We start from the raw sequence: 24571 nt of genomic DNA, 5'->3' as shown, positions 1-24571 counted from the left end.
TCCAGCCGGTCGACCGGCCTCTTGGAGAAAAGGGAACAAGCCATGCGCATGTTCAACACAGCAGTTTTCCGTTCGGCATACGGGCTTTCCGCCGTGTTCGGCCTTGCCATGGCGGTCTTCTGTCCCGCCGGCGCGGTCGCCCTCGACCAGTTCGCGCCCGATGCCTATGGCACCTACAAGGCGGACGCCGAGAACGGCAAGGTCATGTTCAGTGCCGCCGGCTGCGGCGCCTGCCATGGGTCCGGTGACAATACCGAGCTGCTTTCGGGCGGCATGGAGATGCAGACGGCCATCGGCAAATTCTTCGCGCCGAACATTTCCGCCCATCCGAACGGCACCGGCGGCTGGTCCAATGCGGACTTCCTCAATGCCGTGATGGTCGGCCTCGACAGGGAGGGCTACAACCTCTACCCGGTCATGCCCTATACTTCCTACGGCGGCATGAAGCCGGAGGACGTGCTGGACATCAAGGCCTATATCGAGACGCTGCCGCAATTGGACGCCGCCTCGAAGGAGCACGAGATCGCCTTCCCCTTCAGCCGCCAGACGACGATCACGCTCTGGAAGCGCAGCCATTTCACCGTGCAGGCCTATCAGCCGCGCGAAGAAACCCAGATGGAGCGCGGCCGCTACCTGGTGGAGAATGTCGGTGGTTGCGGCGATTGCCATACGCCGCGCACCACGACCTACGGTCTCGATCTTTCCCGTGCCTATGAAGGGGAAAAGGGCCTGACCGGCGCCGTGGCGCCAGACATCACCAAGGCGCGCATGAGTGGCCTTGCCTCGCATGAAGTCTTCACCAAGGGACTGATCGAGGACGGCAAGAAGTTCTCCGGCTCGCCTTTGTCCGATCCGGTCATGCGCCGCCTTGCGCAGGGTCTTTCGGCACTGTCCGATGAGGACCGGCAGGCGATGTACGCCTTCCTCGCCGACCGCGAGGTGAAGGTTACGCCGGTCGAGACCAGCGCCACGCCGGTCTGCAGCGAGGCGACGGCTGAAAGTGCGCTCGGCGCGGGCGGCGGCAATGCCGAATTCGCCTCGGCGGCCGATGCCTTCATCGGCAAATATTGCCGCAACTGCCATGGACCGGGCGAAAGCTCGCAAGGATCCTTCCCCTCGGGCGACCTGGCCTCCATCGCCGCCAATGCGGCTTTCGTGACTCCCGGCGATGCCGCCAAGTCGCTGCTCTATACCAGCGTCACCAGCGGTCGCATGCCGCTCGGCAAGCGTCCCGACGATGCCGAGGTGCAGAGCCTTGCCAACTGGATCAACTCGCTGAGCCAGTCGGCTATCCCGACGGCGGTTTCCGCGACGCAGACCCAGCGCGTGCGTCCGATGCTGAAATATCTCGATTTCGTGGAGCTGGCGCTGCGCGACATTTCCCGGGTCGACGAGCACGACCAGCCCTTCATGCGCTACTTCAGCTATCGCGACCAGTATAACGGCATGATGAGCTGCGAAACACATGAAACCTTCCTGAAGCGCATGCGGGTGCTGGCTGGCGGCTTCAAGAAGCTGCTGAACTCGCTGTCCTACGGACCGGAACTCGTTCTGCCCGAAGAGGTGGAAGGCTCGGACGGCCTGCTGGTGCGCATCGACCTGCGCGATCTCGAATGGAGCCAGGAAGACTACGATTTCCTGATCAACGAGTATTTCTACGGCGTCGATCCGGTGAGCGATGCGCAGCTGCATTCTCTCGCCAAGGCGACGCAGACACAGCTGCCGATCATGCGTGTCGACTGGTTCATGAGCAACGGCGCGCGGCCCAAGGTCTACAACCGTCTCATGAAGCTGCCGACCAACATCATCGAGCTTGAAAAGCGGTTCGGTGTGAATGTCGATCAGAATATCGAGCGTCGCCGTATCGTTCGCGCGGGCTTTGTCGATGGCTCCTCGGGCGTTTCCGACCACAACCGCCTGCTCGAGCGCCACGATATGCCTTTCGGCGGCTATTACTGGAAGTCCTATGACTTTGCAGGCGATGTCGGCCGCCAGGTGCTGAAGCGCTTCCCGGCCGGTCCCGAGGGGGTTCGCCTGAAGGCCGGGCTCGAACCGTTCGAGCATGACGGCGGCGAAATGATCTTCTCGCTGCCGAACGGCATGCAGGGTTACTATCTGTCGACCAACAAGGGCGACCAGCTCGATGTCGGGCCGACGGCAATCGTTTCCTTCCGCAAGCGGCCGATCGGCAAGGGCGTGGAGGTCATCAACGCACGGTCCTGCTTCGACTGCCATTTCGACGGCATCCTGTCCAAGCGCGACCAGATTCGCGAGCATATCGAAACCTCGACGCTGTTCTCCAAGGATCAGCAAGACGAGCTTCTCGCCGTCTATGTGCCGCAGGAAGAGCTGAACGAGGTCTACAGGCGCGACACGGAACGCTTCGTCGCTGCGCTCGATCGCCTCGGCATCACCGAAGCGACGGCCGGTGGCGGCAAGACCGGCCTGAAGGCTCCCGGTGGCGCCGAAATCTTCACCTACTTTGCCGACAAGTATGAGGACGAGTTGAATTTCGAGCAGCTTGCTGCCGAGTTCGACATGACGCCGGAGCAGTTCGCCTCCGACATTCGCCGCCTCACCGACGTCAATGCGCTGCGCATCGGCATCGACTGGGTCGCGACGCTCGAATCGGGCGCCACGGTTCCGCGCGTCGAGGTCGAGGAACAGTACGCCTTCATGCTGCAGCCGCTGATGCAGCTCGAGCCGCTGAAACGTGGCGTCAACCCGGAGGCCAACGTCGACACGGCCTACCAGCAGCCCGAGCAGAAGCAGGAGCCGGCTTCGGGCGCCGACCAGTATGCGGCACAGACGAACACGGCCCATGCCGTGCCGGCCTACAAGCAGGACGACAAGGCGCAGGCCGACAAGGTCAAGCTTGCCCTGCATGTTCCGTCGACCAGCGCGAAGGTGGGGGACTATCTCAGCTTCGAGCTGAGCACGAACCACGCCTGCGAGCTTCAGGTGGTCTATGTGGAGGACACCGGCAATGTCGAGGTCATCCCGGACGTGATGATCGGCGCCACGACGCTGAACCCCGGTGAACGCCGCCTCATCCCGCAGCCGGGTACGGGCAACCTGACCTTCGATTCGCCCTCGCCGGGCGAGACGATGATCGCCATCTGCAAGATCGGCGGCCTCGGCGACCAGAGACTGACGGCCGAGAAAGCCAAGCAGCTGGCGGCTGGCTCGAAACAGCCGGTGACACGCGGTATCGCTGTGAACCTTGCCAAGCAGGCGGAACAGGATAACGGGGCGAGCGGTCTCCAGATGGTGACGTTCGAAATCAGGTGACAAGCAGGGGCAGGGGCCTTCGGGTCCCTGTTCGTTCGTTGAAACGGAAAGAGGACTGGACCGACAATGCTGATGCGATCCCTCACGGCGACACTCTTCGTATTGGCTGGCGCCGCGCCGGCCGCTGCGGCCTGCGCGGCTTTCACGGGTGTCACCGAGGCGTTCAATGCGGGCGATGAAGCGAAGGCACGCGCCTTCGCCGAGACGGCGGGCACGGCCAATTGCAGCGCCGACGAGCGCACGCTGGTCGGCCGCATCGCGTCCATGATCGTATTCAACCGGATCTCAACGGAGGTCGCTAGCGGCGGCAGGTTGTCCGATCACCGCACGGATCTCGAAGGACTGAAGAACAATTACGGCGGCCCCTGGCAGGTCTATGACGCGCTTGGCGACCTGGCGCGCGAGCGCAAGGACTATGAAGAGGCGGCCAAGCTCTACCAGATCGCGCTGGAGGACGGGTCGAACAAGACGCTGACGCCGGACTGGATGGCGCCCGACGAACAGTACATCCTGCGGCTGGACAGGCTTGCCGGCGAAATGCGGCTGGCTGCGCCACGCCCGGTCAAGCTTGCCATGCGTGGCAGCTGCAAGGTTTCCTTCCGCGGCGTATCGATCAAGAAGAAATCGACCCCGGTACGCTACGTCTTCGGTACGGCGGATTTCACGCCGGAAGGCGTGGATGCCGCAAAGGATCTCGCCGAATGCCTGAGGGCCGTAAAGCCTGCCGCCATCAGGCTCATCGGCCACACCGACCCGGTCGGCTCCAGCGAGGCCAACTACACGCTGTCGCTGGCGCGCACCGAGACGCTGAAGGCCTACCTCTACAATGCCGGTTATGCCGGCAAGATCACGACCGAAGGCAAGGGTGAGGACCAGCCCTTCAAGCCGGACGATGCGAGCGCCTACGACACGGAAACGCTGAACCAGCTGCACCGGCGGGTAGAGGTGGATCTGGAATGATGAAGGCGCTGCCCCGGCTTCTCGCCCTTTCCCTTGCCGTCGCTCTTCCCGGCCCCGCCTTCGCCGCGCAGACCTATGCCCTCGTTGTCGGTATCGACGAGTATCCGAACGATGTCAGCCTGGACGGGGCGGTTCGCGACGCCGAGGACGTCTATCGCGCGATGAGCGCAGCCGGGTTCGAGGTCGTCAAGTTCACCAATGCCGAAGCGCGCAAGGATGCCATCCGCAAGGCCTGGACGGACATGGTGGCGACGGCCTCGTCCGGCGATACGATCATCTTCACCTATGCCGGCCACGGCGCGCAGATGCCGGAACTCATCGCCGGCGACGAGGCGGACGGGCTCGACGAATTTCTCCAGCTTCCCGGATTCGACCGCAACCGGCATCAGGAAACCTCGAACGAGATCATCGTCGACAACGAGATGAATGCCTGGTTCACCGAAGCGGAAGGCAAGGGCGTGCATGTGCTTTTCGTCTCCGATAGCTGTTTTTCCGGCGGCATGAGCCGATCGATCACGGGCAAGAGTCGCCTTGCGCCGGCTGTGAAGGTCAAGCTCGCGCCACCCTCGCAGGAGGCGATCGATGGCGCGAACATCAAGGAGATCAGCTTCAAGCAGGTGACCGTGCTTGCTGCCTCGCTGGAGAGCCAGCCGACGCCGGAAGTCATCATCGACGGCGCGCCGCGCGGCGCGCTGAGCTGGAGTTTCGCCCGCGCCCTGGAAGGCAGCGCCGACCGCGACGGCGACGGCATGATCACGCGCATCGAGCTGGAAGACTATATTTTCTCGAACGTCAAAAACCGCTCCGAAGCCTTGCAGGTGCCGAATTTCATGCCGCAGGTGGCGCGCTCCGAAAGCGAGGTCGTGGTAAGGCTCACGCGCGGCATCCCGGCCGGTGACGCCAGCGATATGGCGGCGGCGTCCGAAACCACGAACCACAAGACCGTCAAGCCGGCCAGCGACCTCGGCTGGACCGGCAAGATCGCCCTGCAGATCGACGGACAGGCCGAAAAGCCGAACAACACCGACGGGACGGGCACGCCCTTCCGCTGGGATCTGGCAAGCGGCGTCTTCTACACGCCGAATGGCGATGTCGCGGCGGAGAATGTCGGCGCGGACCGTGTTCAGGCCGTGGTGGACAAGTTCGTGCTGCTCGATTTCCTGAAAGCCATGGCGAGCCAGAATCCCGGCTCCGTCTCGCTCACGCCGACGAAGGACATCTATCCGGCTGGCGCCCGCCTGCGCTTCGATGCGCCGCCCGGCCGTTATCCGAACATGCTGGTCTTCAATCTGGCCAATACGGGTGAAGTGCAGTTCCTCGACCTGCAGGCGGCCGGCACCACCAGTTCGCAGTTCAAGCTGACGGATGTCGAAGTCGTCAAACCCTTCGGCGCCGATCACCTGGTCACGATCTGGACCGGCGAGCCGGTCGATGCGATCGGCGCGGTGCTCGCCGACCGCAGCGTGACGGCCGCAACCCTGCTTCGGGCGCTGCTGACGCGGCTCGACGGCAAGGAGGCAAGCGTCGCCATTCAACCTCTCTATACGCGGGAAACGCTGTGATGATCCGCTATGCCGCCGCTCTCCTGTTGTCGCTGTCGCTGTTTTCGGGCGCCCATGCAGCGGACCGGGCGCTTCTGATCGGTATCGGCACCTATGCGTCGCTGCCGGAAAAGATGTTTCTCGAAGGCCCGAAGAACGACGTTCCTCTCATCGAGAAGCTTTTGAAGGAAAAGCACGGCTATTCGGCCGATTCGATCCGTGTTTTGCTCGACAAGGACGCGACCCGCGCAGCTATCCTGGCGAGCATCGATGAATGGCTCGTCGCCGGCACGCAGCCGGGAGATCGCGTCTATATCTATTTTTCCGGCCATGGCCTGCAGGTAAAGGACCTGAATGGCGACGAGGAGGATGGCCTCGATGAAGCGCTTTCCACCTATGACATCGCCGCCGGCGACGGTGACTGGACGAATGTGATTCTCGATGACGAGATCGAAGCTCTGCTGGCAAGGCTGAAGGATCGCGTCGTCTCCATTGTTATCGATGCCTGCCATTCGGGCACCATCTCGCGCTCGTTGTCCACCAAGGTCGGCGATGCCATGGAAAGCGCGCGCTTCCTGCCGCGCCCGCATGCCAGGCCGGTGGATGCGGTGAAGACGCGCGGCCTGCGCATCGATGTCGCGGTGGTGGACAAGCCGGATATAGCCAAACAGAACGGCGTCGAAGCCTGGAGCGCGGCCTCCTCCTATCAGGTCGCCTGGGACGATACCCGCCTGCCGCCGGAGGAGCGCCACGGGGTCTTCACGCTGTCCTATGTCAATGGCCACGAGACGGCCGCCGCCGACGGCAATGGCAACGGCATCGTCTCCAATTCCGAACTGCTCGAATATGTGAAGAAGCAGTCGCAGACCTATTGCGCCGCGCAGAGCGCATGCCAGAGCCTCGATCCGCAGCTTGAGGTGAACTACGCGCTGCTCGGCGCGAGCGCCGTGAACCAGATCGCCGAAACGCCGGTCGATAGCCAGCAGCAGAGCCAGAGCGCGGACTACGGCAAGGTCGAAGAGGTCAAGGTCGAGAACACGCAGCAGACGGCCTATGTCGCCGCAAGCCCGGTCGATGCCGTCGGCGACATTCTCGGCAAGCCGCAGACCGGAGAGGTCAAGGTGGCGCTGTCGTCCGATCACCTCAAGACCGGCGATGTCTTCCGTATCACGGTGACAAGCACGACCGGCGGCCATCTCATCCTCTATGACGTCGACAAGGACGGCAAGGCGACGCAGATATTCCCGAACGAGGCAGCCCGCAAGATCACGCCGCTGACCGCGAACAGTCCGCTTACGATCCCGGACGACTATTACGGCTTCGATTTCGAGGCGGAAGGGCCGAGCGAGAATGTGCTGGTCGCCATCGTCGTCGCCGATGATGTCGATCTGACCAAGGTCGCGCCGAACGGCTATGGCCTTACCAAGCAACTCGACGCTCGCACCACCATCGCCGAGATCGCCGGCACCTTGAAGCAGACCTGGACGCGCGACACCGAAAACCGCAGCGTCAACTGGTCGCTCGGGCTGCTGAAATACACGGTCTACTGATCGAACCGGCCACATCGTCCATGTGCGGACGCGGTGTGGCCGGGAGAGGGGTGCAAAAGCTGTTTTTCGTTGCATTTTCCGGGTTGACCCGGCAGTACCTCCTGCATATGTTCCGCCCACTTCCGCGGGGCGCTGTCCCGCTCGGGAGCGCGTAGCTCAGCCGGTAGAGCAACTGACTTTTAATCAGTAGGTCCAGGGTTCGAATCCCTGCGCGCTCACCACGGAAGATTTGGATCTCCCTGGTGAATTTCAGAAGCCGGTTTCCTGTTTCCCGCATTGGTCTGACTTCCCCTACGTCATGCGACCTTTCGCGTCCCTACGTGACGTGTTAGAGAATCTCACTACTTGAGGTTGGGGAATCTTGACATGATTGCAGCCTACTATGAGCGGGCGACCTTGTCGGTTGCCGTTTTGCTCTGTTCCGGCCTTTTCGCGCCCACTGCGCTGGCCGATAGCTTTGATGGCCGCTGGGGGGCAGCCATCGATTTCGGCGTGCAAGCGGGTAACGGGCGGACGATCGGGCAAAGCAGTCTCTTTGCGCCGCTGTGGCAGGACGATCGTTCGCTGGTCTTCACCGACCTGCGCGGCATGTTCGACAACAGGCAGGCGCGCGAAGGCAATTTCGGTATCGGTTTCCGCCATATGCTCGACAGCGGTTGGAACCTCGGCACCTACGGTTATTTCGATATTCGCCGTTCTGCCTACGGCAATACGTTCCATCAGGCGACGCTCGGCGTCGAGGCGCTCGGCGAGATCTTCGACCTGCGCGCCAATGTCTACCTGCCCTTCGGCGATACCGAGCGCACGGCCGCGGCCACGTCGTCCAGCACGTCACATGGCGCAGCTGCCGTGGTCTCTGGCAACCAGCTCTCCATTCAGCGCACATCGACGACGACGACCTCGACCGTGGTGGAGAAGGCGATGCGGGGCGTCGATGCCGAAGTTGGCATGCGTTTGCCGGTGTTTCCCGAGGAGTGGAACCTGGATGCGCGCGTGTTTGCCGGTGCCTACAGTTTCGAGGCGGACGGCGTGGGCGACATTCGCGGCCCGCGCGCCCGCCTGGAACTATCTGCCCGCGACCTTGCCGGCCTTCCTGGCGTCCGGCTCGGCGTGGGCCTCACCTATCAGAACGACAAGGTGCGTGGCGACCAGTTTATCGCTTCGGCCCGGTTGACGATTCCACTGAATCCGCAGGCCGGCGTGAATGAGAGGCAGCAGACCTATATGGAGCAGCGGATGACCGAAGCGGTCGTCCGGGACGTCGATATCGTCACCGGCAGCAGGGCGGGCAGCACCACCTCGACCACCCGGGTGGATTCCAGCGAAGCGGCGATCAACACGTGGAACGACGAGGTCGTCACCTCGCTGACCCATGTGGACGCGGCAGACGGAGCGGCTGCGCTCAATACAGCGCTCGCGGCGGGTCAAGGCAGCCTCGTCGTGCTCAACGGTGATCTTCACGGCATAACCGACAGAATCGTGCTGGGCGAGCAGAACACCTTGCTTGGCGGCGGCACGACCCTGCGCCTGCGCGGTGCCGATAGCCTTGTCGAGGTGGATTACACAGCCGCAGGATCGGCTGGAAGTATTATCGGCGACGCGCCTGGCACGATCAATCTTTTGGACGCGCTGGTCGTTGTGCAGAGCAGCAGCGTCCTCGGTGGACTGTATATCGAAAAAACAGGGGCATATTCTATCGTCGGCGCAGCTTCTGTATATGTATCGAATGCCAACAATGCATCCATTTTTAAAAATAACATAGTCGGCGGCGATGACTCGTATTCTCACGGAGTATTTGTTGATTTCTCACCGAATACAACGATATACGGAAACAAGATTACAACAACTAACAATTCGAACACATTTGGAGTGTTTGTCGGCAGTGGATCATCCGCATTGATCGAAGCGAATGATATTTATGCCGACAATTTTTTGTCAGGAATGATTTATTTGAGTGGATCAGGGCAATCAAGGGTTCTGAATAATACGCTAAACCCACACTCTTCTGGTTATGTCATGATTGGTTCTGGTGGATTCTTCCTGCCGGGGTCAATCGGAAATACTATAAACGGCAGCTATGGAACGCAGTGTTATGCTTTTGGATCAAGTGGAACCGTTTCCTTCACCAATGCGGCTGACTGCGTGTTCTAGTGAATAGTCGGGATAGCTCAAGCTGCTAGCGATTTGCAAACTTGTGCGGGCGCGATCGTCATGACGCGCCCGCCGGTTTTCCAGGTCATGCATGACATTTCGCCGCGTTCTCCAAAAGGTGATTGGCAGGAGAGGGGGGCGGCGGCTATCAGAGGGCGCAAACGGAGGCGCGGGTGGTCGTCAAGGCCGCAAGCCGCTCCCTCCGGCGGTGGCGGAGTAGTGCCTTGTCGATTGCCGATATTTCCCTTCTGAGTGCGCTTCTGGCCGGGGCGCTTTCCTTCCTGTCGCCTTGCGTGCTGCCGCTCGTGCCGCCCTATCTTTGTTACATGGCGGGCATTTCCGTGGATCAGTTCCGCGGCAATGAAGCTGTGGCGGTGCGGCGCGATACGCGCGGCGCGGTGATGCTTGCGGCCTTCTGTTTCACGCTCGGCTTTGCCACCGTCTTCATCGCCCTTGGCGCCGGCGCTTCGACCATCGGCATGGTGCTGCGCCGGCATCTCGACATCCTGGCACAGATCGGTGGCGTCATCATCATTCTGATGGGCCTGCATTTTCTCGGCGTGCTGCGCATCGGCCTCTTCGCCCGCGAGGCGCGCTTCCAGGGCGGCGGCAAGCCGGCGACGGCGTCCGGCGCCTATGTCATGGGACTGGCCTTCGCCTTTGGTTGGACGCCGTGCATCGGTCCTGTGCTGGGGGCGATTCTCGGCGTTGCGGCGGCGCGCGAGACGGTCGGCGACGGGGCGATGCTGCTGGCGGTCTACTCGCTCGGCCTTGCCGTGCCGTTCTGGATCGCGGCAAGTTTTTCCGGCGCCTTCATGCGCTTCCTGGTGCGCTTCCGCCGTCATCTCGGCAGGGTCGAGAAGGCCATGGGCATCTTGCTGATCCTTACCGGCCTTGCCTTCATCTTCGGCTATATCAGCACCGTCGCCATCTGGTTCCAGCAAACGTTTCCCATTCTCTCGCAAATCGGCTAGTCGGGGATACTATCCTCGGCAAGCGGGAGCAGGCCTCGGCCCATGGCGGATATCATCGGACTGGTCCTGCCGTTCTTCGGCATGATTTTCCTCGGCTATGTGGTGGCCAGGATCACAAGGCAGCCGGTCGAGGCGCTTGGCTGGCTCAACACCTTCATCATCTACATCGCTTTGCCGGCGCTGTTCTTCAAGCTGGTCGCCAGGACGCCGGTCGAGCAACTGACGCGCGTCGATTTCATCCTCGCCAATATCAGCGCGACCTATCTGGTTTTCGGGCTGATCTTTGCGGTCGGGCTGTGGCTGCGCCGCGCGACGATCGGCGAGGCGACGATCCAGGGGCTCGCCGCCGCCTACGGCAATATCGGCTATATGGGGCCGGGGCTGGCGCTGCTCGCCTTCGGCGAGCCGGCGGCTGTGCCGGTGGCGCTCGTCTTCTGCTTCGAGAACATGCTGCATTTCACGGTCGCCCCGGCCTTGATGGCGCTTGCCGGCGGTGAAAAGCGTCCGACGATGCAGATCGTCGGCGGAATCGTGCACAAGATCGTTACGCATCCCTTCATCATCGCCACGGCTGCGGGGTTTGCCGCGGCCTTTGCCGGTTTCGAGCCGCCGGCGCCGGCACAGCGGCTGGTCGACTATCTGGCGCAGGCTGCCGCCCCCTGTGCGCTCTTTGCGATGGGCGTCACGCTGGCGCTGCGGCCGCTGAAACGCGTGCCGGTGGAGATCGGCTATATCGTACCGGCCAAACTGCTGCTGCTGCCGGTCACCATGTATCTGGTGCTAGGGCTTGCCGGCAATTTCGATCCGATATGGGTGTTTACGGCCGTGCTGCTCGCCGCCCTGCCGACGGCGACCAATGTCTTCGTCATCGGCCAGCAATATGGCGTCTGGCAGGAGCGGGCATCCGCGGCCGTCCTCATCACGACGGTGCTGTCCGTCGCGACGCTGACGATCCTGCTCTACCTGATCAAGTCAGGCCTGCTTCCTGGCGACCCGTTCCCGTAGACCGTCACGAAACGCCTTCAGCGAGCCGAGGGGCTCGATGCCTTCGCGCATGACGATGCTGCGCAGCGGCCCCAGCGCCGACAGCAGATGCAGGCCGGCCGAGCGCATGAACTGCACGGGCAGGAAATCCGACAGAAGCGAGCGGTTGAGCAGGTCGACGCTCATCGTCCGCGTGCGCACATCCGCCTGTCGCTTGCGATCGAAACGTTCGCCGATGGTTACGTAGTTTACGGGCTCGCTGCCGCCGGCCAGTTCCCGCAGCGCCATGATGTCGCGCAGGCTGAGATTGAGGCCCTGCGCGCCGATTGGCGGGAAGGCGTGGGCGGCCTCGCCGATCAGCACGAAGCGCCCCTTGCCGAACCGATCTGCCGTCATGCCGGACAGCGGAAAACTCTGCGGGCTGTTTTCAACGGTGACCTTGCCGAGCATGGACTGCATGCGCTCTTCGACGGCCCGGCTGAGTTCCGCAACCGGCAGTTCGCGCAGCCGGGCCGCCTCCTTCGGCGGCAGGACCCAGACGAGGCTGGAGCGGCTGCCGGGCAGGGGAACCTGCGTGAAGGGACCGCTTTCCGTGTGAAATTCGCTCGAGGTATTCCCGTGCGGCCGCTCATGCGAAAAATTGAGCACGAGGGCGGCCTGCGGATAGGACCAGGCGCGCACGTCGATGCCGGCGCTTTCGCGAATCTTCGATTTGCGGCCATCCGCGCCGACGACGAGGGCAGCCATGACGCGTTCGCCATCGTCCAGCACGAGTTCCACGCCGGTCTCGAAGGCGTTGGCGGCCGTCACGCCGTTTTCCAGCCTGGTGATACTGCTGCACGCCGCGATACGGGCGTCGAGCACCGCAAGGAACGGTGCGTTCGGAATGTTGTAACCGAAGGCATCGAGGCCGACCTCGCTGGCGCGGAACGCTACCGGCGGCGCGCGCAGCAGCCGCACCGTGCCGTCGAGGATCTGCATGGTTTCCAGCGCGGCGGCAATGCCCGCGACCTCGTCCCACAGGCCGAGTGTCTTCAGGAACGCGATCGACTGGTCCATCAGGGCGGTGGTGCGGCCGTCATTGGCGCGGGCAGGCGGGGCGATCAGCGCGACGCTGCGCCCCGAATCGGCAAGCGCGAGAGCCGCAAGGTTGCCGGCAAGGCCGGCGCCGACGATCGCGATATCGAATTGTCTCATGACCGACCTCCGAAGCGGAAACGTTTCCACAGATTTGCTGTGCTTCTAGCGGCCAAGACTAGAGCCGCAAAGAGGCAATTTCCATGGGATGAATCGGCGCAGGCCCCGGAACGGGCCGCTCATGGGCTGATTTTCACTGGCGATGCCCGGCAATCAATGCATATTACCGGCAGTGGCGGCAGAAGAGGGCGGGCTCGGCGGGTCGCGGCCGGGCAAAAGCCCCAAGGGATGGACAGCGAACGGCAATGAAGCTTTTCAATTACAAGCGCGTACCCTACGCGGAAATCCGTGCCTTTTCCGTCCATATCCTGACGGCATCCGGTTCGTTCCTTGCTTTCCTCGGTGTCGTCGCCGCAGCGGAACATCGCTTCGTCGACATGTTCTGGTGGCTTGGCCTTGCGCTGCTCGTCGACGGTATCGACGGGCCGATCGCGCGAAAGGTGCGCGTCAAGGAAGTGCTGCCGAACTGGTCGGGCGATACGCTCGACAATATCATCGACTACGTGACCTATGTGCTGTTGCCGGCCTTTGCGCTCTATCAGAGCGGCATGATTGGCGAGCCCTGGTCCTTCGTGGCGGCGGGCGCCATCGTGGTGTCGAGCGCCATCTACTACGCGGATATGGGCATGAAGACGGAAGAGAATTTCTTCTCCGGCTTCCCGGTCGTGTGGAACATGGTGGTGTTCACGCTCTTCGTGATCAAGGCGAGCGAGCTGACGGCGTCGATCATCGTCTTCGTCTCCGTCTTCCTCACCTTCATGCCGATCAACTTCCTGCATCCGGTGCGTGTCGAGCGCTTGCGGATGGTCAATCTCGGCATCTTCTTCCTGTGGTCGCTCCTCAGCGGCTATGCACTTCTCCTGCATTTCGACACGCCGGCCTGGGTGGTCTGGGGCGTCGTCACAACGGGGCTCTATCTCTATGTCATCGGCGGCGTGCTGCAGGCTTTTCCCGGTCTTGGCCGGCGCTAGATCAATCGGGAGCATGATATGACCAAGGCAATCGTCGTCCGCAGTCTCGGCGGACCGGAAGTGCTGAAGCTCGAAGACATGCCGCTCGGCGCGCCGGGGCCGGGCGAGGTACAGATCAGGCAGGCTGCAATCGGCCTCAACTTCATCGACGTCTATTTCCGCACCGGGCTCTACAAGACGGACCTACCCTTCGTTCCGGGCAAGGAGGGGGCCGGCACGATCACCGCGCTCGGCGAAGGCGTGACGGATTTCGCGATCGGCGACCGGGTTGCCTACGCTTCGGCCGATGGTGCCTATGCGGCCGAGCGCAACGTCGGGGTCAAGCATCTGGTAAAGGTGCCGGAGGGCATTACGCTGGAAACGGCGGCGGCCATGATGCTGAAGGGCATGACGGCGCAATATCTGCTGCTCCAGACCTACTCGGTAAAGCCGGGCAGCGTGATCCTGATCCACGCGGCGGCCGGCGGTGTCGGCCTGATTGCCGGCCAGTGGGCGAAGGCGCTCGGCGCGACGGTGATCGGCACGGCCGGTTCGCAGGCGAAGATCGACCTCGCTCTGGCGCATGGCTACGACCATGTCATCGACTATGGCAAGGACGATTTTGCCGAGCGGGTGCGCGAACTGACGAATGGCGCGGGTGTCGATGTCGTCTATGACTCCGTCGGCAAGGATACGTTCCCGAAGTCGCTGGACTGCCTCAAGCCGCGCGGCCTCTTCGTCAGTTACGGCAATTCCTCCGGTCCCGTCGAAGCCTTCAACATGGGGTTGCTGGCCCAGAAGGGGTCGCTCTTCGCCACACGCCCGACGCTCTTTGCCTACATTGCCACGCGCGCGGCGCTCGATGCATGTGCAAACTCGCTCTTTGATGTTGTGCGAAGCAACAAAGTGCGTATCAATATTAATCAGACTTATTCGTTGGCCGATGCCGGGCGGGCGCACACGGATCTGGAAACAAGAAAAACGAGTGGAACGACACTGCTCATTCCCTGACACGACCCGAACGGGCGGCAAGGATTGGGATTGCAGGAAAGAGGGGCAGATTTGTCAGCCGTTGGAGCGTCCGAGGGCAGGGGCAGACCATTGCTGGCTGTCTGCAGCCTGACAAAGCTATTTGGTTCGTTTGCCGCCTGTAACGGCATCGACCTCGAAATTCAACCCGGCGAGATCCACGCCCTTCTGGGCGAGAACGGCGCGGGAAAATCCACCCTCGTCAAGATGCTCTTCGGCGTCCTTGCGCCCTCTGCCGGCGACATTCTCTGGAAGGGTGAATCCGTCCGCATCCCGAGCCCCGGCGCAGCACGGCGCCTTGGCATCGGCATGGTCTTCCAGCACTTTTCGCTATTCGAAGCGCTGACGGTCGCCGAAAATATCGCGCTGTCGCTGAGCCCCGGAATTTCACTCTCCAAGGTGGCCGACGAAGCCTCGCGCCTGTCGCATCTCTATGGCCTGCCGCTCGACCCGAATGCCCATGTCGCCGACCTTTCCGTGGGTGAGCGCCAACGCATCGAGATCGTGCGCGCGCTGCTGCAGAACCCGGAACTCATCATCCTCGACGAGCCGACCTCGGTGCTGACGCCGCAGGAGGCCGACCGCCTGTTCGAGACGCTCGCCAAGCTGAAGGCCGAGGGGCGCTCCGTCCTCTATATCAGCCACCGGCTGGAAGAGGTGCAGCGCATCTGCGACCGCGCGACGGTGCTGCGCCATGGCAAGGTCACCGGCGCCTGCGATCCGCGCAAGGAGACGCCGGCCTCGCTCGCCCGCATGATGGTCGGCAGCGATGTCGCCTCGGTGAGCACGGCCGGGACCAACACCAAGGGAGACGTGCTGCTGGAGGCGCGTCATCTCAGTGTTGCCTCGCGCACGCCTTTTGCCGTTGCGCTCAAGGAGGTCTGTCTCAAGGTGCGTGGCGGCGAGATTCTGGCGATCGCCGGTGTTGCGGGCAACGGGCAGGGCGAGCTTTTCGACGCTCTGTCCGGGGAATACCCGGTTGCCGACGCATCGGCCGTCTTCATTCGCGGCAAAGGCGCTGGCAATCTCGGCATTACCGCTCGACGCTTGATGGGTGCGGGCTTCGTTCCGGAAGAGCGCCACGGCCATGCGGCCGTGCCCGGCCTGCCGCTGTCCGACAATCTCGTGCTGGCTAGAAACCAGTCGGATCGGAAGACCTTCCTGTCCGGCGGCGTCCTCGGCATCATCCGCCATGCCGTGGTTCGCCTCGCTTCGCGGCGCATTTCCGAATCGATGGATGTGCGCAAGAGCGGCGAAAACCCGGTCGCAGGCTCGCTTTCCGGCGGCAACCTACAGAAGTACATCGTTGGCCGCGAACTGGACCGCCAGCCCGCCGTGCTGATCGTCAACCAGCCGACCTGGGGCGTCGACGCCGGGGCGGCGAGCCGAATCCGGCAGGCGCTGGTGGACCTTGCGAAGGCAGGGTCGGCCGTACTGGTGATCAGCCAGGACCTCGACGAAATCTTCGAGGTGGCAACCGAAATCGCCGTTATCAGCGAGGGGCGGCTGTCCGATGCCTATCCGGCGCAGGCGATGACCCGTGAAAAGATCGGTCTCCTGATGGGCGGCATGCAAGGCAAGACGGAAGGCGAGGAGGCGGCCCATGCGCATTGAACTCGAGAAGCGCGCCAATCCCTCGACACTCTTCTCCATCCTGTCGCCCTTCCTGGCGCTGGGCCTGACGGTGATTGCCGGCGGCATCATGTTCGCGCTTCTGGGGAAAAGTCCGACTTCCGCGCTCTACAGCTTCTTCATCGAGCCGCTGCTCGACGTCTGGTCGCTGCACGAGATCGCCATCAAGGCGGCACCGCTGATCCTGATCGGCGTCGGCCTTTCCATCTGCTACAGGTCCAACAACTGGAATATCGGCGCCGAGGGCCAGTTCATCGCCGGCGCCATTGCCGGCGCGATCGTGCCGGTCGTCTTCCATGACTGGCATTCCTCGCTCGTCCTGCCGCTGATGCTGGTTTTCGGCATGATCGGCGGCGCGCTCTATGCCGCCATTCCCGCCTTCCTCAAGGCGCATATGAACACCAACGAGATCCTGACGAGCCTGATGCTGGTCTATATCGCCCAGCTCTTCCTCGACTGGCTGGTGCGTGGTCCCTGGCGCAGCCCGGACGCCTATAATTTCCCGGTCACGCGCGATTTTGCGCCGGAAGCGATCCTGCCCGAACTCATCGCGTCGGGCCGCGCCAATCTCGGCTTCGCCTTCGCGGTCATCGCTGCCATCGGCCTCTGGATCATGATGCGCTACACGCTGAAGGGTTTCGAGATCACCGTTCTCGGCCAGTCGGCGCGGGCAGGGCGCTTCGCCGGATTCTCGTCCAAGCGGATGATCTGGTTCTCGATGCTGCTCTCCGGAGCGCTCACCGGGCTGGCCGGCATTTCCGAGGTCAGCGGCACCATCGGCAAGTTGCAGCCGATTATTTCGCCCGGCTACGGTTTTACCGCCATCATCGTCGCCTTCCTCGGCCGCCTCAATCCGCTTGGCATCATCGCTGCCGGCCTGTTCCTGGCGCTCACCTATGTCGGCGGCGAGGCCGTGCAATTGACCTTGAGCGTCTCCGACAAGGTCACGCGCGTCTTCCAGGGCCTGCTGCTCTTCTTCGTGCTCTCCTGCGACACGCTTATTCAATACAAGGTACGGGTGGTGTTTTCCCGCCTCGGTCGGTCCAGTGAAGGGGGAGCGGTCTGATGGGTATGATCGAGGCGATCCTCCTCACCGTCATCACCGCGGCAACGCCGCTGGTTCTGGCCTCCCTCGGCGAACTCGTCAGCGAGCGGGCCGGCGTGCTCAATCTCGGCGTCGAGGGCATGATGGTCATGGGCGCCGTGCTCGCCTTCGCCGCCACGCAGGCCACCGGTTCGCCCTATATCGGCATTCTCGCCGGTATCGCCTGCGGCGCGCTGTTCTCGCTGCTCTTCGGCTTCCTGACGCTGACGCTCGTCGCCAACCAGGTGGCGACCGGCCTTGCGCTCACCATTCTCGGCCTTGGGGTCTCGGGGCAGATCGGCGAGCCCTATGTCGGCATGTCCGGCATAAAGCTGCAGCCGATTGTCATTCCGCTGCTGTCGGACATTCCTTTCCTCGGACCGTTGCTCTTCAAGCAGGACCTCATCTTCTACCTGTCCATCGCGCTGGTCTTCGGGGTGAACTGGTTCCTGTTCAAAAGCCGCGCCGGCCTGAAGGTCCGCGCGATCGGCGACAGCCATGCTTCTGCGCATGCACTCGGCATCCACGTCATCCGCACACGCTATCTAGCCGTGATGTTCGGCGGCGCCTGCGCCGGTCTTGCCGGTGCGCAGCTCTCGCTGGTCTATACGCCGCAATGGGTGGAGAACATGTCCGCCGGACGCGGATGGATCGCGCTGGCGCTCGTCGTTTTCGCCTCGTGGCGGCCCTGGCGCCTGCTGGCGGGCGGCTATCTCTTCGGCGCGGTCTCGATCAGCCAGTTGCACGCCCAGGCACTCGGCCTCGGCATCCCCTCGCAGTTCCTGTCGGCTCTTCCCTACGCCGCCACTGTTATCGTACTCATCCTGATATCACACAATCGGCGCATGACGCTGATCAACACGCCTGCCTCTCTGGGCAAGCCGTTTGTGCCCGATCGGTGAGAAGAACAAGAACACGGGAAACAACCACTCCAAACCAACAGAGGATAAAATGAAGAAAATCATTCTCGCTCTCGCAACATCGGCCGCTGTACTCGGCTTTGCCGCAGCCGCCAGCGCCCAGGACAAGACGAAGATCTGCTTCATCTATGTCGGCTCGAAGACGGACGGCGGCTGGACCCAGGCGCACGACATCGGCCGCCAGGCGCTCCAGGCCGAATTAGGTGACAAGATCGAAACGCCTTTCCTTGAAAGCGTTCCGGAAGGCCCGGATGCCGAACGCGCGATCGAGCGCATGGCCCGTTCCGGCTGCGCGATGGTCTTCACCACTTCGTTCGGCTTCATGGACGCCACGATCAAGGTCGCTGAAAAGTTCCCGGACGTGAAGTTCGAGCACGCAACGGGCTTCAAGTCCGCCCCGAACGTCGCGACCTACAATGCGCGCTTCTACGAAGGCCGCTACATCCAGGGCCTGATCGCCGCCAAGATGTCCGAGAAGGGCGTCGCCGGCTACATCGCCTCGTTCCCGATCCCGGAAGTCGTCATGGGCATCAACGCCTTCGTGCACGGCGCGCAGTCGGTCAACCCGGACTTCAAGGTCAAGGTCATCTGGGCGAACACCTGGTTCGACCCCGGCAAGGAAGCCGATGCCGCCAAGGCGCTGATCGACCAGGGCGTCGACATCCTGACGCAGCACACGGACACGACCGCGCCGATGCAGGTTGCCGCCGAGCGTGGCATCAAGGCCTTCGGCCAGGCATCCGACATGATCGCAGCTGGCCCGAACACCCAGTTGACCGCCATCGTCGATACCTGGGGCGCCTACTACATCAAGCGCACCAAGGCGGTTCTGGACGGCACCTGGAAGTCCGAGGCGGTCTGGGACGGCCTGAAGGACGGCATCCTCACCATGGCGCCCTACACCAACATGCCCGATGACGTGAAGAAGCTTGCAGAGGAAGCCGAAGCGAAGATCCGCTCGGGCGAACTGCATCCCTATACCGGCCCGATCAAGAAGCAGGACGGTTCCGACTGGCTGGCTGCCGGCGCCGTTTCCGACGATGGCACGTTGCTCGGCATGAACTTCTACATCGCCGGCGTCGACGACCAGCTGCCGAAGTAAGCAGAGACGCACCGACCATGCGGAAAGGCGCCTCGATGAGGCGCCTTTTTCGTTTGCGCGGGGATGCGACACGATCGTACTTTGCGGAATCGACGCGGCGCTCTATATCATGCCGGTTGGTCCCGGAACAAAAGGGGTGCTCCGGGACGGAGGGGGGAAGGTTCTTGCGCAAGGGTTTGCTTGAGACGGTCATCAGCGGGATGAACACGCGCACCAGTCATGCGCAGGTGGTCAACGAGCTGGGCCGGGCCATCATCGCGGGGGAATACCCCGTCGGCGCGACGCTTCCGGGCGATGCGGAGCTTGCCGCCCGCTTCAAGGTATCGCGAACCGTACTGCGCGAGGCGATGAAGACACTCGCCGCCAAGGGCCTTGTCGTGCCGCGGGCGCGTATCGGCACGCGGGTGACGCCCAACAATCAATGGAACCTCTTCGACAGCGATATCCTCACCTGGTATTTCGCGGTCGGCATAAACGAGGATTTCCTGCTGCATCTTTCGGAAGTGCGGCTTGCCTTCGAACCGCATGCCGCGGCGCTTGCCGCGCGCCATGCCACGGAGGCCGACATCAGCCAGATGATGCGGCTTGCCGTCGCCATGGGCGATCTCGATCATACGGCCGAGACGCTCGCCATGGCGGACCTGAAATTCCACCTGTCGGTTCTGGAGACCTCGCGCAACCCGTTCCTGCGCACTGTCGGCAGCCTGATCGAGGCAGCGCTCGTCGGCGCCTTCAAGCTCAGCTCGCCCGCTACCGATCGCGACAAGATGGGCGATGTGGCTGTCACGCATATCCGTATCGTCGAGGAGATCGACAGACGCGACGAGGAGGGCGCGCGCCGCGCCATGGAGAATGTCATCAAGGTCGGCCGCGAGCGGGTCGTGCAGGCGCTGCGCGACGGAAAATAGCCCGGCCAGAGTAAGGCAGCGGCCTGCCCGCAATTACATCGAAAACAAAGTTTTGCTGATCCGGCGGCAAGCTGAAGTGGCCCGAGGATCAGTCGTCGTTGCTCGCATTCAGCTCTTCCGGCCGCTTGCCTTCGTCGGACGCGGGGGTGGCGAGTTGCGCCGCGCCCATCGACTGGTAGAGATTGAACAGGGCCTCGCTCGCCCGCGCCGCCAGCCGGAACCACTCGGTATTTCCGGCGATGGCGGGATGGTGGAGCAATTGTTCGTCGACCAGATCGAGCACGATGGACGTGGTATGCACGGCCTCATGGAAGCCGAACGTGCCGGAGGCATAGTGAGCCATCAGGTCCGGCGGCGTCATCCGCCGCTCTTCGGCCAGGATGTCGAGCTGCTTCAGCCGTTCGTCCTCGAGTTCCGTGTCGGTGCTTTCCAGCATGTCGTCCTCCATTGCCATACCAGCGTCAGAAGTAATCAAGACGCACGCGGCGGCGTATCAAAAGAATCGAGCGGTCGGGCTGGATCTGGTAGGTCTCGAACACCTGCCGGCCCGGGCCGTCGTAGAACCTGTGTTCGAACGTGCTGCCGACGGGCGCCTTGGTGAGCTTCGTGCGCGGCTGGTGGCCGCCATAGGTGATGCTGCCGGGGATGGGCTCGATACCGTAGCCTGTCGCGGCGGTGCAGGCGGAAAGGGCAAGGGCGGCAAGCAGGGGCAGGGCGATGCGGATCATGACTTATACCTCTCGGCGCAATCTACCACATGGCATACCATAGAAAACGGGCGGCCGAAGCCGCCCGTTGATATTCAGCCCTGAGGCGTCAGCGTGACCGATGTGCCGGTCGCCGCGATGTTGAGCCCGATCTGGCCGCTGACACTGACCGTCTGCAGATGAATCGAGCCGGACGTGCCGCCGACGAGGATGTTCGTGCCAATACCGACGCCGACCGTCGCTTCCGCGGTTGCGCCCTGGTAGAGGCCGCCGAGCGAACCCTGGTGATAGCCCGCCGTCGGTGCGAAGACGGCCCAGACGATGCGGCCCTGCGTGGTGAAGCCGAGGTCAACACCCATCTTGCGGATCACGCCGGAATAGGCGTCGCTCTCGCCATTGGTCGCGCTGAAGACGCAATCGACGCTCTTGGCCGAGCCGAGGACATAGCCGACGCCGCCACCGACGTCGCAGGTCAGCACACCGATCTTCACGCCGTCGCGCGCGCCGCGATCGACATAGACCGGCGTCCGGTCACGCTCGACCATATCCGCCGCGCCAGCTGTTGTTGCAAATGCCTGCGCAAGGGTCAGCGCAAGGGCAGTTCCAAGCTTCTTGTTCATCTGTGCACTCCTTCTAATGGCACGATAATGACGAATCCGGTGCATTGGTTCCCGGTCGTCCGGCATCTCATGACGAAGATCGTGGCGGAGTGTGGGCACATGCCCGTCCGCCAACAGGAAACTGGGCGTGCCGCGTCCTTCGCTCTGGCCTGATCGATGGCCCGGATGGCGTTTGGCAATTTCGCGGAGGGATCGGGAAGGTAGACGGGATGTTACGGGCAACAAAAAAGGTCGGGGCGAAACCGCACCGACCTTCCTCATCATCACCTGTTCACCAGTGCCAGTACATCCGTGGTCAAAAGCATCGGGTGATGCCGGCTATTGCGAGCGGCAGAAGCTTCCAGCGCTCATCAGCAATGCCGATGACAGTGATATAGGTGGTCATTGTGTTTAAAACAAGAGCGCTTCCTGAATATGCGTTCCGCAGCTGTCGGTCAGGCGGAAGGTTCGCGCAGAAGAAGCACCTGGCAGGCCGAGCCAGCAGCCGCAGCGGGTGCATTGGGCTGGCGGATCAGCAGCCCTTCCGCCTCGGCAAAAATCTTCATCATGGATGAATCCTGCTTCGTGAAGGGGGTGACACTGAGGTCGCCGGCCGCATCCCGGGTGATTTTCGCCCGCACGAAATCCTGCCGATGGTCGTTTTCCTTGAGCGGAACGGCGGTAAGCGCGTTGCGCACCCGGCTTTTGGCCGGCAAATGGGCAAGGCGGCGGACGAGCGGTTCGAGGAAGAGCACGGAACAGACGAGGCTGGAAACAGGATTGCCGGGCAGCCCGACGACCTGGACCGCACCGAGTCGGCCGACCATGAGCGGCTTTCCCGGACGCATGGCGATGCGCCAGAAGTCGAGTTCCATCCCGGCCTCGCCGAGCACCGGCTGCACGAGATCGAAATCGCCGACCGAGGCGCCGCCCAGCGTCACGAGAACATCGATGTCGAGAGAGAGCGCATGGCGCACCGCCCCGAGCATCGCCTGCTTGTCGTCGGCGACGATGCCGAGGTCGATGATTTCCGCGCCGGCTTCACGGGCGATGGCGGAGATACCATAGGTGTTCGAGGCGATGATCTGGCTTGCGCCCGGCGTCGTGCCCGGCGCAACGAGCTCGTCGCCCGTTGCGAGCACGGCTATGCGCGGGCGGGCATAGACGGTCAGGGTCGCATGGTTCATCGCGGCGGCCACCGTCAGGCGGCCGGCATCGAGCACGTCGCCGGCCTTCAGCACGACGTCGCCCTCGGAGAAATCCTGTCCGCGCGGGCGGATATGGCGGCCTTTCGGCGTGAGGAAGGTGGTGCGGATGCGGCCATCTTCCAAAACCTCTGCGTCCTCCTGCAGAAGCACCGTATCGGCGAAGGCGGGAAGCGGCGCGCCGGTGAAGATGCGCACGGTCTCGCCGGGGCCTGCCGATCCCTCGAAGGCATGGCCTGCGGCAGAGATGCCGGCGACCTTCAGGATGGAGCCGAGTTCGGCGATGTCCGAGTGGCGCACGGCATAGCCGTCCATGGCCGAATTGTCGAAGGGCGGCTGGGTGAGGCGGGCGACAACATTTTCCGCAAGCACGCGGCCCTGCGCCTCGTGCAGCGCAACCTTCTCCGTCCGCTGCGTCGGCCGCGCCGCGTTCAGCAGGTGATCGAGCGCGTCGGTGACGGGAAGGAGCGACATCAGACGTCTCCGCGCTTGTAGTCGCCGGAGCGGCCGCCGGATTTCTCACGAAGCCGGACGCCGCCGATCTCCATCTCGCGGTCAGCCGCCTTGGCCATGTCGTAGATGGTGAGGCAGGTCACGCTGACGGCGGTCAGCGCCTCCATCTCGACGCCGGTGCGGCCGGTAAGCTTCACCATGGCCTCGACGCGCAGGCCGGGCAGGGCGCGATCCTCGCGGATCTCCACCGCCACCTTGGTCAGCATCAGGGGATGGCAGAGCGGGATGAGGCTCGATGTCTGCTTAGCGGCCATGATACCGGCGAGGCGCGCCGTGCCGATCACGTCGCCCTTCTTGGCGTCACCCTTGAGGATGAGGTCGAGCGTTGCAGGCGCCATGCGGATGAAGCCTTCGGCAACGGCAACACGCACCGTTTCCGCCTTGTCGCCGACATCCACCATATTGGCTTCGCCGGAGGCATCGATATGGGTGAGCGTGCGGTCGTCCCCGGTCATTCCGCCGCCAGCATGCCGGCAGCGCCGGTCAGAAGTTCGCGCGTCGCGGCTGTCACATCGTCCTTGCGCATCAGGCTTTCACCGACGAGGAAGGTGGAAATGCCGACCTTGCCGAGGCGTTCGCAATCCGCATGGGTGAAGATGCCGCTTTCGCCGACGAGCAGGCGGTCATCCGGCACCATGCCGGCCAGCTTCTCCGAAACGGCGAGATCGACCTCGAAGGTGCGAAGGTTCCGGTTGTTGACGCCGACGAGCTTGGACTTCAGCTTCAGCGCGCGCTCCATCTCTTCCTCGTCATGCACCTCGATCAGTACATCCATGCCGAGCGAGAAGGCAGCGTCTTCCAGCATCTTCGCGGCATCATCGCTGAGCGAGGCCATGATGAGCAGGATGCAATCCGCGCCCCAGGCACGCGCTTCCAGCACCTGATAGCTGTCGAACATGAAATCCTTGCGCAAGGCCGGCAGCGCGCAGGCCTCACGGGCAGCCGTCAGGAATTCCGGGGCACCCTGAAAACTCGGCGTATCGGTCAATACGGAAAGACAAGAGGCGCCTCCGGCCTCATAGGCTCTGGCGAGTGCCGGCGGATCGAAATCCGGGCGGATCAGGCCCTTGGACGGGCTGGCCTTCTTGATCTCGGCGATAAGACCGAAGCTGCCCTGGGCCTTTTTGTCCTTGAGGCTTGCGAAGAAGCCGCGCGGCGGCTCCTGATCACGGATGCGGGCGCGAAGCTCGGCGGGTGCGACACGCGCCTTGGCGGCGGCGATCTCGTCCAGCTTGTAGGCTTCGATCTTCTTCAAAATATCGGTCATGACCAAT

Annotated in this window: 21 protein-coding genes and 1 tRNA gene; 15 read left to right on the top strand and 7 right to left on the bottom strand. The window is 63.0% G+C overall.

The window, feature by feature from the left end; all coding sequences use genetic code 11:
* Nucleotides 1-48: 48 nt before the first annotated feature.
* The 8 genes from WA950_RS12935 (at nucleotide 49) to WA950_RS12900 (ending at nucleotide 11472) form a co-directional block, all read left to right on the top strand.
* Nucleotides 49-3291 carry a c-type cytochrome gene (locus tag WA950_RS12935; RefSeq protein WP_424552116.1) on the top strand — a complete coding sequence of 1081 codons (3243 nt, stop codon included), beginning with the start codon at nucleotides 49-51 and terminating at the stop codon, nucleotides 3289-3291.
* Between the two features lie 66 nt (nucleotides 3292-3357).
* Nucleotides 3358-4251 (top strand): OmpA family protein, encoded by an 894-nt coding sequence (locus tag WA950_RS12930; protein WP_424552115.1) that lies wholly within the window; start codon nucleotides 3358-3360, stop codon nucleotides 4249-4251.
* Complete coding sequence (locus tag WA950_RS12925) at nucleotides 4248-5813, top strand: caspase family protein (RefSeq protein ID WP_424552114.1); 1566 nt, start codon at nucleotides 4248-4250, stop codon at nucleotides 5811-5813. The genes WA950_RS12930 and WA950_RS12925 overlap by 4 nt, the downstream gene beginning before the upstream one ends.
* The gene (locus WA950_RS12920) at nucleotides 5813-7342 is read left to right on the top strand and encodes a caspase family protein (protein WP_424552113.1); all 1530 of its coding nucleotides are present in this window, start codon (nucleotides 5813-5815) and stop codon (nucleotides 7340-7342) included. Before WA950_RS12925 ends, WA950_RS12920 begins: the two co-directional genes overlap by 1 nt.
* A 145-nt stretch (nucleotides 7343-7487) precedes the next feature.
* Nucleotides 7488-7563: transfer RNA gene (locus tag WA950_RS12915), tRNA-Lys, on the top strand.
* A gap of 145 nt (nucleotides 7564-7708) precedes the next feature.
* On the top strand, nucleotides 7709-9493 hold the full coding sequence (locus WA950_RS12910; RefSeq protein ID WP_424552112.1) for an inverse autotransporter beta domain-containing protein: 1785 nt from the start codon (nucleotides 7709-7711) through the stop codon (nucleotides 9491-9493).
* A gap of 224 nt (nucleotides 9494-9717) precedes the next feature.
* A complete protein-coding gene (locus WA950_RS12905; RefSeq protein WP_424552111.1) occupies nucleotides 9718-10467 on the top strand; it encodes a cytochrome c biogenesis CcdA family protein in 750 nt (249 codons plus the stop codon).
* 42 nt (nucleotides 10468-10509) lie between these two features.
* On the top strand, nucleotides 10510-11472 hold the full coding sequence (locus WA950_RS12900) for an AEC family transporter (protein ID WP_424552110.1): 963 nt from the start codon (nucleotides 10510-10512) through the stop codon (nucleotides 11470-11472).
* Here WA950_RS12900 and WA950_RS12895 read toward each other — a convergent pair.
* Nucleotides 11440-12648: a UbiH/UbiF family hydroxylase gene (locus WA950_RS12895; RefSeq protein WP_424552109.1), complete on the bottom strand. Its 1209-nt coding sequence runs from the start codon at nucleotides 12646-12648 to the stop codon at nucleotides 11440-11442. The two genes, WA950_RS12900 and WA950_RS12895, sit on opposite strands and share 33 nt — an antisense overlap.
* Before the next feature lie 245 nt (nucleotides 12649-12893).
* On the opposite strand from WA950_RS12895, the gene pcsA reads away from it, so the two are divergent.
* The 7 genes from pcsA (at nucleotide 12894) to WA950_RS12860 (ending at nucleotide 20273) form a co-directional block, all read left to right on the top strand.
* A complete protein-coding gene (gene pcsA, locus WA950_RS12890; protein WP_424552108.1) occupies nucleotides 12894-13619 on the top strand; it encodes a phosphatidylcholine synthase in 726 nt (241 codons plus the stop codon).
* 18 nt (nucleotides 13620-13637) lie between these two features.
* Nucleotides 13638-14609: a quinone oxidoreductase family protein gene (locus tag WA950_RS12885; RefSeq protein WP_424552107.1), complete on the top strand. Its 972-nt coding sequence runs from the start codon at nucleotides 13638-13640 to the stop codon at nucleotides 14607-14609.
* Between the two features lie 90 nt (nucleotides 14610-14699).
* Nucleotides 14700-16241, top strand: coding sequence for an ABC transporter ATP-binding protein (locus WA950_RS12880; RefSeq protein WP_424552106.1), 1542 nt, complete (start codon nucleotides 14700-14702; stop codon nucleotides 16239-16241).
* The gene (locus WA950_RS12875; protein WP_424552105.1) at nucleotides 16231-17325 is read left to right on the top strand and encodes an ABC transporter permease; all 1095 of its coding nucleotides are present in this window, start codon (nucleotides 16231-16233) and stop codon (nucleotides 17323-17325) included. Before WA950_RS12880 ends, WA950_RS12875 begins: the two co-directional genes overlap by 11 nt.
* Nucleotides 17325-18245, top strand: coding sequence for an ABC transporter permease (locus WA950_RS12870; protein WP_424552104.1), 921 nt, complete (start codon nucleotides 17325-17327; stop codon nucleotides 18243-18245). Before WA950_RS12875 ends, WA950_RS12870 begins: the two co-directional genes overlap by 1 nt.
* 49 nt (nucleotides 18246-18294) lie before the next feature.
* Nucleotides 18295-19365, top strand: coding sequence for a BMP family ABC transporter substrate-binding protein (locus tag WA950_RS12865; protein WP_424552103.1), 1071 nt, complete (start codon nucleotides 18295-18297; stop codon nucleotides 19363-19365).
* Nucleotides 19366-19565: 200 nt separating this feature from the next.
* Nucleotides 19566-20273, top strand: coding sequence for a FadR/GntR family transcriptional regulator (locus tag WA950_RS12860; RefSeq protein WP_424552393.1), 708 nt, complete (start codon nucleotides 19566-19568; stop codon nucleotides 20271-20273).
* Nucleotides 20274-20361: 88 nt separating this feature from the next.
* Here WA950_RS12860 and WA950_RS12855 read toward each other — a convergent pair whose 3' ends face one another.
* From WA950_RS12855 to trpC, 6 genes are all read right to left on the bottom strand, one after another.
* Complete coding sequence (locus tag WA950_RS12855) at nucleotides 20362-20709, bottom strand: hypothetical protein (RefSeq protein WP_424552102.1); 348 nt, start codon at nucleotides 20707-20709, stop codon at nucleotides 20362-20364.
* Between the two features lie 25 nt (nucleotides 20710-20734).
* Nucleotides 20735-21001 carry a hypothetical protein gene (locus WA950_RS12850; protein ID WP_424552101.1) on the bottom strand — a complete coding sequence of 89 codons (267 nt, stop codon included), beginning with the start codon at nucleotides 20999-21001 and terminating at the stop codon, nucleotides 20735-20737.
* Nucleotides 21002-21075: 74 nt separating this feature from the next.
* Nucleotides 21076-21600, bottom strand: coding sequence for a DUF992 domain-containing protein (locus WA950_RS12845; protein WP_424552100.1), 525 nt, complete (start codon nucleotides 21598-21600; stop codon nucleotides 21076-21078).
* Between the two features lie 434 nt (nucleotides 21601-22034).
* A complete protein-coding gene (gene glp / locus WA950_RS12840; protein ID WP_424552099.1) occupies nucleotides 22035-23258 on the bottom strand; it encodes a gephyrin-like molybdotransferase Glp in 1224 nt (407 codons plus the stop codon).
* Nucleotides 23258-23752: a cyclic pyranopterin monophosphate synthase MoaC gene (gene moaC / locus WA950_RS12835; RefSeq protein ID WP_424552098.1), complete on the bottom strand. Its 495-nt coding sequence runs from the start codon at nucleotides 23750-23752 to the stop codon at nucleotides 23258-23260. Before moaC ends, glp begins: the two co-directional genes overlap by 1 nt.
* The gene (gene trpC, locus WA950_RS12830) at nucleotides 23749-24564 is read right to left on the bottom strand and encodes an indole-3-glycerol phosphate synthase TrpC (protein WP_424552097.1); all 816 of its coding nucleotides are present in this window, start codon (nucleotides 24562-24564) and stop codon (nucleotides 23749-23751) included. Before trpC ends, moaC begins: the two co-directional genes overlap by 4 nt.
* Between the last annotated feature and the right edge of the window lie 7 nt (nucleotides 24565-24571).

The sequence above is a fragment of the Shinella sp. genome (genome assembly GCF_049651085.1).
GTDB lineage: Bacteria > Pseudomonadota > Alphaproteobacteria > Rhizobiales > Rhizobiaceae > Shinella.
Note: the sequence above shows the minus strand (reverse complement) of the source record. Positions and strands in the feature narration are given on the sequence as shown.

Coding starts and splice junctions, on each gene's coding strand:
- WA950_RS12910 (WP_424552112.1), top strand. CDS start 7,709: ATGATTGCAGCCTACTATGAGCGGGCGACCTTGTCGGTTGCCGTTTTG.
- WA950_RS12855 (WP_424552102.1), bottom strand. CDS start 20,709: ATGCTGGAAAGCACCGACACGGAACTCGAGGACGAACGGCTGAAGCAG.
- trpC (WP_424552097.1), bottom strand. CDS start 24,564: ATGACCGATATTTTGAAGAAGATCGAAGCCTACAAGCTGGACGAGATC.
- WA950_RS12885 (WP_424552107.1), top strand. CDS start 13,638: ATGACCAAGGCAATCGTCGTCCGCAGTCTCGGCGGACCGGAAGTGCTG.
- WA950_RS12870 (WP_424552104.1), top strand. CDS start 17,325: ATGGGTATGATCGAGGCGATCCTCCTCACCGTCATCACCGCGGCAACG.
- pcsA (WP_424552108.1), top strand. CDS start 12,894: ATGAAGCTTTTCAATTACAAGCGCGTACCCTACGCGGAAATCCGTGCC.
- WA950_RS12860 (WP_424552393.1), top strand. CDS start 19,566: ATGAACACGCGCACCAGTCATGCGCAGGTGGTCAACGAGCTGGGCCGG.
- WA950_RS12875 (WP_424552105.1), top strand. CDS start 16,231: ATGCGCATTGAACTCGAGAAGCGCGCCAATCCCTCGACACTCTTCTCC.
- WA950_RS12850 (WP_424552101.1), bottom strand. CDS start 21,001: ATGATCCGCATCGCCCTGCCCCTGCTTGCCGCCCTTGCCCTTTCCGCC.
- WA950_RS12935 (WP_424552116.1), top strand. CDS start 49: ATGTTCAACACAGCAGTTTTCCGTTCGGCATACGGGCTTTCCGCCGTG.
- WA950_RS12920 (WP_424552113.1), top strand. CDS start 5,813: ATGATCCGCTATGCCGCCGCTCTCCTGTTGTCGCTGTCGCTGTTTTCG.
- WA950_RS12930 (WP_424552115.1), top strand. CDS start 3,358: ATGCTGATGCGATCCCTCACGGCGACACTCTTCGTATTGGCTGGCGCC.
- WA950_RS12865 (WP_424552103.1), top strand. CDS start 18,295: ATGAAGAAAATCATTCTCGCTCTCGCAACATCGGCCGCTGTACTCGGC.
- moaC (WP_424552098.1), bottom strand. CDS start 23,752: ATGACCGGGGACGACCGCACGCTCACCCATATCGATGCCTCCGGCGAA.
- WA950_RS12845 (WP_424552100.1), bottom strand. CDS start 21,600: ATGAACAAGAAGCTTGGAACTGCCCTTGCGCTGACCCTTGCGCAGGCA.
- glp (WP_424552099.1), bottom strand. CDS start 23,258: ATGTCGCTCCTTCCCGTCACCGACGCGCTCGATCACCTGCTGAACGCG.
- WA950_RS12925 (WP_424552114.1), top strand. CDS start 4,248: ATGATGAAGGCGCTGCCCCGGCTTCTCGCCCTTTCCCTTGCCGTCGCT.
- WA950_RS12900 (WP_424552110.1), top strand. CDS start 10,510: ATGGCGGATATCATCGGACTGGTCCTGCCGTTCTTCGGCATGATTTTC.
- WA950_RS12895 (WP_424552109.1), bottom strand. CDS start 12,648: ATGAGACAATTCGATATCGCGATCGTCGGCGCCGGCCTTGCCGGCAAC.